The sequence below is a fragment of the Bacteroidota bacterium genome (assembly GCA_039111535.1).
In the GTDB taxonomy this organism is placed as follows: domain Bacteria; phylum Bacteroidota; class Rhodothermia; order Rhodothermales; family JAHQVL01; genus JBCCIM01.
The window spans coordinates 1-7,267 of record JBCCIM010000258.1 but is presented as its reverse complement, the minus strand read 5'-3'; the positions used below and the strand labels follow the sequence as shown (position 1 = coordinate 7,267).

Here is a 7,267-nt window from a genome sequence, read left to right as displayed (position 1 = left end):
CCCTTCGATACTCCCTTGATTCCCCCACCGCATTTCCATAGTCTCACCTAAAAATAATATAAGATTCCAGCACAACTTACTAGTGAAAATCTACCGCGTATTATATGTCTACATCTAACATTTTACCTCGTCTTGTGCTGCTTGCATTAGTGATCATGCTTGCACCTTCCCAGGCAATTGCCCAGAAAGTGATTTCCTGGGATGAGTTGGCAGATTTGAAAATTGTCGAGAATAAAGCTACCTGGGAGATGGAGTTTGGGCCTGGGGTAAAAAAGCTGGCCGGCAAAGACATCCAGATTAATGGCTTTATGATGCCGCTGGAAAACACGATGAAACAGAAACACTTCATCTTGAGCATGGTGCCGCTGGAAGGCTGCCAGTTCTGCGCGCCTGGCACACAATCGCAATTTATTGAAGTGAAAGTTTCTAAAGGCGAAGGGATTGAATACACCATGCAGCCCATTGAGGTTGCAGGGACGCTTGAACTGCTGCCCGATGGCCCCATGGGTGTTTTCTTTTTGATCAAAGATGCCCGTCAGGCCGATTGATAATTCCTGTTTTATAGCACATAACTTAATTCAAGCTTACTGGCTCCATGACGCTTAAAAACTCCATGACACTCAAAAAAACGGTGCGATGGTGGGACATCTCTGGTATGTTCTTCTCCAGCCTGTGCCTGTTGCACTGCATCGCAACGCCGGTGTTGTTAGCCGGTGCAACGGCGTGGTTTGTGTCTGAATGGGTACATACACTTTTTCTATTGATCCTTATTCCAGTTACAGGCTTAGCGATCTGGCGCTCTAAAGCATGGCAAACCCGGCGTTGGGTAGTCGTCATGTTGCTAGCGGGCCTGACGTTGGTTGGCAGCGCAATCCTCGTTGGCGAGTTTGTGGGAGAACTTGCTGAAATCGCGTTAACCGTTACCGGCAGTTTGATGTTGATTGCCGGGCACATTGGCAACAGGCATTCACACAGTCACCACCACACCCACGTATAAACAACAATCACCCACACGTTAAACAATAGACGGCGTGCTTAAGACCCGACTGTTTCTCCTTGCAGGATTTTTCGCATGGGCATCACCAGCCTTTGCACAGACTAGTACTTTTGACTACGAGGCTTTGCAATCTGCAGACAAGGCAGCACCTATTAATCTGCAGCGCATTGAGGGGCCGCTAAAAATTGATGGCCGGATCGACGAGGCGGCCTGGGCAGGCATCACACCCTTTCCTTTAATTGCGTATTCGCCCACCTATCGCGGTGAAAAAACAACGCGTACCGAAATCCGTGTGGCATACGATGATAATTACATCTATGCAGCCGGCCACTTTTATGTCAATGACATGTCGGACATGCGCGCCAACTCACTTTATCGCGATGGATGGAGCGGCGATGATACATTTGGGATCTTGCTTGATACGTTTAACGATAACGAGTCAGCCCTGTGGTTTTACACAACGCCGCTGGGCTTGCGAGCAGACGGTGCGGTGTCCAATGATGCAGAGGGGCGGCTGAATTTTGACTGGAATAGTTTCTGGGATGCTTCATCTACCATCACGGATGATGGATGGTTTTCTGAAATCAGAATTCCTTTCACAAGCCTGGGCTTCCAGGTAGAAGATGGGCGTGCTGTATTTGGGCTGTCTGTTTATCGGTGGCTGACAACCACAAATGAACGCCACCTTTTTCCAGATATCTCTCCCGAATTCAACAACGGGTATCGAAAGCCTTCCCAAATGCAAGATGTGATTCTGGAAGGAATTGAGCGACGGAATCCGCTTTACGTTTCGCCGTATGTACTGGGCGGCGGGAATCAGTTTGCTGAACTGAATGAAGCCGGCTCAGCCTATGAATTGGATGGTGATCCGTCACGCGAAATAGGCCTGGACTTAAAGTACAATCTGACGCCCAATCTTACGCTCGACTTAACAGCCAACACAGACTTTGCCCAGGTGGAGGCGGACGATCAGCAAATTAATCTTACGCGCTTCTCCCTCTTTTTCCCTGAAAAACGACAGTTCTTTCAAGAGCGCGCCGGCATTTTTGATTTTGACACCGGTGGCGCAAGCAGCCGCCTGTTTCACAGCCGACGGATTGGACTCGTCAATGGCGAGCCCGTCCGCGTATTGGGCGGCGCACGAATGGTTGGACGAATTAATGCATGGGATGTGGGTTTTTTAAATATGCAAACCGCCCGCCAGGATGGCTTGCCCACGGAGAACTTTGGCGTATTGCGGCTCCGTAAACAAGCGTTCAACGCCTATTCAACTGTGGGAGGAATGGTCACCAGCCGGCTCGATGAAGACGGTACCTACAATGTGGCAGTGGGACTCGATGGCATCATTCGGGTCATCGGCGATGAGTACCTGACCATGAAATGGGTGCAGAGTTTTGATGAGGCGCACGTTGACAGCGATGACTACCAGTTTCTGGATGCCAGCCGCGCAGTGTTCAATTGGACGCGGCGCAAAATTGAAGGCCTAAGCTACGATCTTGGCGTGACCTGGTCTGGTCCTGATTACCTGCCGGGAATGGGCTTTACCCGCAGAACCGACTTTACCCACGTCTCGCCCGATGTAAACTATCAGAATTTTAAAGACGCATCCTCGCCATTACGCAGGTACTGGATTGGCAACTGGACCTCTGCCTATTTCAGAAATGGCGATGGCACGGTTGAGTCGTTTTGGGCGCATCCATTTTACTGGTTTGAGTTGAAGAATGGCGCCACGTTCCTGATTTCAACAGATCATTTCTACGAAGATGTGCTTTCCCCTTTTTCGCTGGCGGAAGACGTAGAAGTGCCGACTGGTTCGTACTGGTTTCACGACGTGTGGCTTGAGGCCGGCGCACCTGAGGGGTGGCAGTTTAGACCAGAGGCGGAAGTGATAAGTGGCAGTTTTTATGACGGCTGGCGAACCTCTCTTTCGCCGGGGCTGGCATGGAATGTCTCCAAACACCTCGAATTGGGTGCGAGTTACGGGTTAAATATAATCAGATTCCCCGATCGCGACCAGCGATTTACGGCGCATTTGCCGAGGGTAAGAATCCGGGCGGCCCTCAATACCCACTTTTCTGCTGCTTCGTTTGTGCAGTACAATAGCCTCGCGGGCCGGCTCAGTTTGAACACACGGTTGCGCTACCACTTTGGTGAAGGGCACGACCTCTGGCTGGTGTACAACGAAGGCGTAAACACCGACAGATTCCAGCCGCAGGCCCCACGCTTGCCTGTAACCGAGAGCAGGACCTTTTTGCTGAAATACACGCATACCTTCATTTTGTAGTGATCGTCTGCTGTGCGATGATCGGTCTAGTCTCTTTGTAGTTTCACAATCTGACCGCCATCTGCGTGCTCCAGCAACAGGTAGATGGTGCCATCTGGGCCGTGCTCAATGTCTCTGATTCGTGTGAACCCTTTGATGATGGTTTCTTTGTGTACAATTTCATCGCCTTCGACAACCATCCGGTACAGTTCAGTGGCTTTTAATGAGCCGACAATCAGATTGTCTTTCCATTCGGGGAAGGTGCTACCATCATGGATGATGAAACTGGAGACAGCCGGCGAAGGTGTCAGGTCTAATTTGGGTAGTTCGATTGTTGCCATGTCTACCTCAATACCCAACTGCTCTCCATACGAGACCGGGGTGCCGTCATAATCTAGCCCAAGGGAATGTAACGGCCAGCCGTAATTCTTGCCGGGCTGGATCAGGTTCACTTCATCTCCGCCACGTGGCCCCATCTCGGTGCCCCAGAGTTGCATAGTACGGGGGTTAAACTCGAGGCCTTGTGGACTGCGGTGACCGTAAGACCAGATACTTGGTAGGGCGTCTGGCTGACTAACAAAAGGATTGTCCTCAGGTATAGTCCCATCGAGATATATGCGGTGAATTTTACCAGCGGGCTGATCCAGGTCTTGAATGCCGAAGTGGTTGTTGTAGCCTTTCATGCCCACCGTGAAATAGAGGTGGCCGGCGTCATCAAATGCAATCCGCCCACCCAGGGTAATATCGGGAGATATTGTGTACGATGAGGAGTCTGCCTGCCAGATCGTCTCTTCATCTACCCATTTATTGCCAGCCATGCGCCCGCGGATGAGTTTGAGCATGGAGACATCTTCACCTGATGCGCGGCTTGCGTCATTGCACGCTGTGCAACGGTCGCCGTAGGTCATGTAAACCCAACCGTTCTCCGCATAGTCCGGATGCAGGGCTAGGTCCAGCAACCAGCCGCCGCCATATTGAATAAACAGGGTGGGATCTTCATACACATCTGTGAAGGTTTGGGGTGTGCCTTCAAGCAGCGGTGATAGAGACCCGTCGGGTGCGACAATTCTGAGGCCATACTTCTTTTCAGTAACGAGGATGCGACCATCAGGCAAGGGGGCAATTGCATAAGGTAGCGGGTCAAGGCCGGTTGCAACGGGTGCAACGCGAAAGGTGTGCAGTTCAGTTTGTAGCGGTTCTTTTGGCAGCGTAAACGCCTCTTTGATATTATAAAAGTCCCCTTCTTTTACGCCGGCAAGCTGCACTTCGGCAATCTGAATGGCCAGTCGTTTGATCTGATTGGCGCTGAGGGTTTCGCCAAAAGCCGGCATCCCTTTTTCGGGCACCCCGTTAGTGATGACCTCAACAAGCGCCGCTTGCGTACCCATTTCTGTTGGCGTGGTGCTCGCGAGGGCAGGGCCCTGCCCGGTGCCTTCAAAGCCATCGCCATGACATGCAGCACATTCTGTGAGGTAGAGTCCGTAAAAGGCATCTGGTCGGATGCAGCCTTGTAGCAGGCACATAAATACAAGCGCAAGGAGGACCGTGAAGGGAAACTGTTTGGATAGCAAAATCGGGGTCGGTGATGTTGGAAGATGTTTGCCCGAGTATACGTAGCTGATGTACCAGGTTTCGGTGTTCGTTAAACAGGGGACAAATTGATTGCTCGGATGTCGTAAGATAGCATGTTTGCTTAAGGGCAATTTTTTTCAAAGATTAGGACCTTGCCATCCCAATTAGCCCGCGCGCCCTCATGCAAAAGATCCTGGCCTATTTCCTCTTACTGCTTGGCGTTTTAAGACTCCAATGCACCCCCGCACCGCAGGCCCCATCAGATCAGCCAGATATCATCTTCATCCTGATTGACGATCAGCGCCACGATTTCCTCAGCTTCAGGGGACACCCGTGGATGGAAACGCCGAACATCGATAAGCTGGCTGAGAGCAGCCTGTATTTTGATCATGCGTACGTGACCACGTCGCTCTGTTCACCCAGCAGAGCCTCTATAGTCACCGGGCAATATGCGCACACGCACCGGGTTATCGACAATGAAACGCCGATTCTTGCTGGCACACCGACCTTCCCGCAGGAGTTACAGAAAGGCGGGTATCATACCGGCTTTGTGGGGAAATGGCATATGGGTGGAAAGAATGACATGCCGCGCCCAGGTTTTGACTATTGGGCTTCGTTTAAAGGGCAGGGCCCATACAACGACCCAGAGATGAACATAAACGGTGCATTGGAGCAGTATGAAGGATATACACCAGATATCCTCACCGATTTGAGCATGGCATTTATTGAGGCGCAAGCTGGGAGCGATCAGCCATACTTTCTTTTTCTGTCACATAAATCAGTGCATGAGCCGTTCACGCCGGCGCCGCGCCATGAAGGTCGTTATGCGGACGTGGTTGTACCACGCCCCGACGCGGAAGAAAATTTTACAGGCAAACCGCAATGGCTTAAAAACCAACGTGTAAGCTGGCATGGCGCAGATCGCGACTGGGGGTTGGGACACACAAGTGTGAACCACTATGGCGACTATAACGGCTTTTTCCAGCGTTACAGTGAGTGTATGCTTGGCGTGGATGAAAGTATCGGCAAAATCACGGATACGCTGGAACGGCTGGGGCAACTGGAAGACACCGTCATCATCTATTACAGCGATAATGGCTACATGATGGGGGAGCACGGTTTGATCGACAAGCGTGTGATGTATGAAGAATCCATCCGTGTGCCGGCGTTTGTGCATTGGCCGGCTAAAATTGGCGAGCCGACGATTAACTCCGAGTTTATCCTCAATGTAGACCTTGGCCCAACCATGCTCGACCTCGCAGGATTGTCTGCACCAGAGACCATGCATGGCGCCTCGTTAGTCCCGCTCATCGAGGGAGATAACACCACCTGGCGCGATGCCTTTGTGTATGAGTACTTCATCGACCCTAACGCGGTGCAAACCCCAACAACGTTTGGCCTGCGCACGAGAGACTACAGCTACATGACCTACCACGGCGTATGGGATCAGTATGAGCTGTATGACATGCGCACGGACCCGGAGCAGCATAACAACCTGCTGGGCGATATTACTTACGGACAGGGGTACGGCACTTTTCAGCGGCATGTGAACCGGCAAGATCCAGACCTGCATGCTATTGTGGGGCCACTGGATAGCTTGCTGACTGCTGAATTGGATAAAGTCGATGGGAGCCGGCAGCCAAATTGGATGGGAATCGATTAAACTGGTTTATGGATGAAAGGCATTGCTAATGCGTGATTCTAGCAGGACACTTCCTAAAGGGATCCTAACAATTATCTTTAGCATTTTGGAGGATTACTGTTGAATGCCATGTTATCCGCGGTTCATAGACAAATTAAAAGAATGTGGCTTTCAGTCTAATTTGACGGACGTAGCGAACGGAAAAGGTAGATGGTTGCCAATAGGCTTATCCGAACCATCAAAGCAATAATCTTGTCGCCAGTATACAACTTCTTCGAGGACTATGGCATCGCTATATTCGCGTATCAACCAGTGCGTTATTCTACTACTATTCAGTGCGGTCTTACCTTTACCCATATTGGGCCAACAAGTGGAGGCGGATCAACGATGGAGCCAGCGATTTGGTGGACACATTGAATTCGCCTCAGAAATTGACAGGGTAGTAGTTGCTGGTGATGACCTTTATGCTGTTGGTTCGTTCTTGCGTGTAGGTAATGCTGTGGCAGTCGGTGTGGCTCGTTGGGACGGTATACATTGGCAGGCTCTTGAAGGTGGTGATTGTGATCATCTGGTGTTGTTGCAAACGAATGCGCTGTGCCACTTTAAAACTGTTTTTGCGCAAAACGACACCCTTTTTGCATTTGCAGATGTGAGCACATTGGAGGATCCTTTTACTGGACTATCCCTACTCAAATGGGATGATTCAGGCTGGACGCGGGTTTATAAGTGACGTTCCGGGCGATTTGGAGTACACTGTTATTTTTAGTATTCATACTTCAGGGTGTAGTAAATT

6 protein-coding genes are annotated in these 7,267 nt (G+C 50.7%); 5 read left to right on the top strand and 1 reads right to left on the bottom strand.

The features are described 5' to 3' along the window. Positions 1–104 precede the first annotated feature (104 nt). From AAF564_24715 to AAF564_24705, 3 genes are read left to right on the top strand one after another with little or no spacing between them, the layout of a single operon-like run. Positions 105–548: a DUF3299 domain-containing protein gene (locus tag AAF564_24715; GenBank protein ID MEM8488772.1), complete on the top strand. Its 444-nt coding sequence runs from the start codon at positions 105–107 to the stop codon at positions 546–548. Positions 549–595: 47 nt separating this feature from the next. Beyond that, a complete protein-coding gene (locus AAF564_24710) occupies positions 596–997 on the top strand; it encodes a MerC domain-containing protein (GenBank protein MEM8488771.1) in 402 nt (133 codons plus the stop codon). A gap of 34 nt (positions 998–1,031) precedes the next feature. Then, entirely contained in the window at positions 1,032–3,281 is a 2,250-nt protein-coding gene (locus AAF564_24705; GenBank protein ID MEM8488770.1) for a DUF5916 domain-containing protein, read from the top strand. A gap of 26 nt (positions 3,282–3,307) precedes the next feature. On the opposite strand, the gene AAF564_24700 is transcribed toward AAF564_24705, so the two are convergent. Next, entirely contained in the window at positions 3,308–4,831 is a 1,524-nt protein-coding gene (locus tag AAF564_24700) for a PQQ-dependent sugar dehydrogenase (protein ID MEM8488769.1), read from the bottom strand. 182 nt (positions 4,832–5,013) lie between these two features. Here AAF564_24700 and AAF564_24695 point away from each other — a divergent pair, with 182 nt between their 5' ends. Next, positions 5,014–6,495: a sulfatase gene (locus AAF564_24695; protein ID MEM8488768.1), complete on the top strand. Its 1,482-nt coding sequence runs from the start codon at positions 5,014–5,016 to the stop codon at positions 6,493–6,495. A gap of 262 nt (positions 6,496–6,757) precedes the next feature. After that, complete coding sequence (locus AAF564_24690) at positions 6,758–7,204, top strand: hypothetical protein (GenBank protein ID MEM8488767.1); 447 nt, start codon at positions 6,758–6,760, stop codon at positions 7,202–7,204. Positions 7,205–7,267: the final 63 nt, after the last annotated feature.

Excerpts from the sequence above, each read along its gene's own strand:
- AAF564_24695 (MEM8488768.1), top strand. The coding sequence starts at position 5,014 with ATGCAAAAGATCCTGGCCTATTTCCTCTTACTGCTTGGCGTTTTAAGA.
- AAF564_24690 (MEM8488767.1), top strand. The coding sequence starts at position 6,758 with ATGGCATCGCTATATTCGCGTATCAACCAGTGCGTTATTCTACTACTA.
- AAF564_24710 (MEM8488771.1), top strand. The coding sequence starts at position 596 with ATGACGCTTAAAAACTCCATGACACTCAAAAAAACGGTGCGATGGTGG.
- AAF564_24715 (MEM8488772.1), top strand. The coding sequence starts at position 105 with ATGTCTACATCTAACATTTTACCTCGTCTTGTGCTGCTTGCATTAGTG.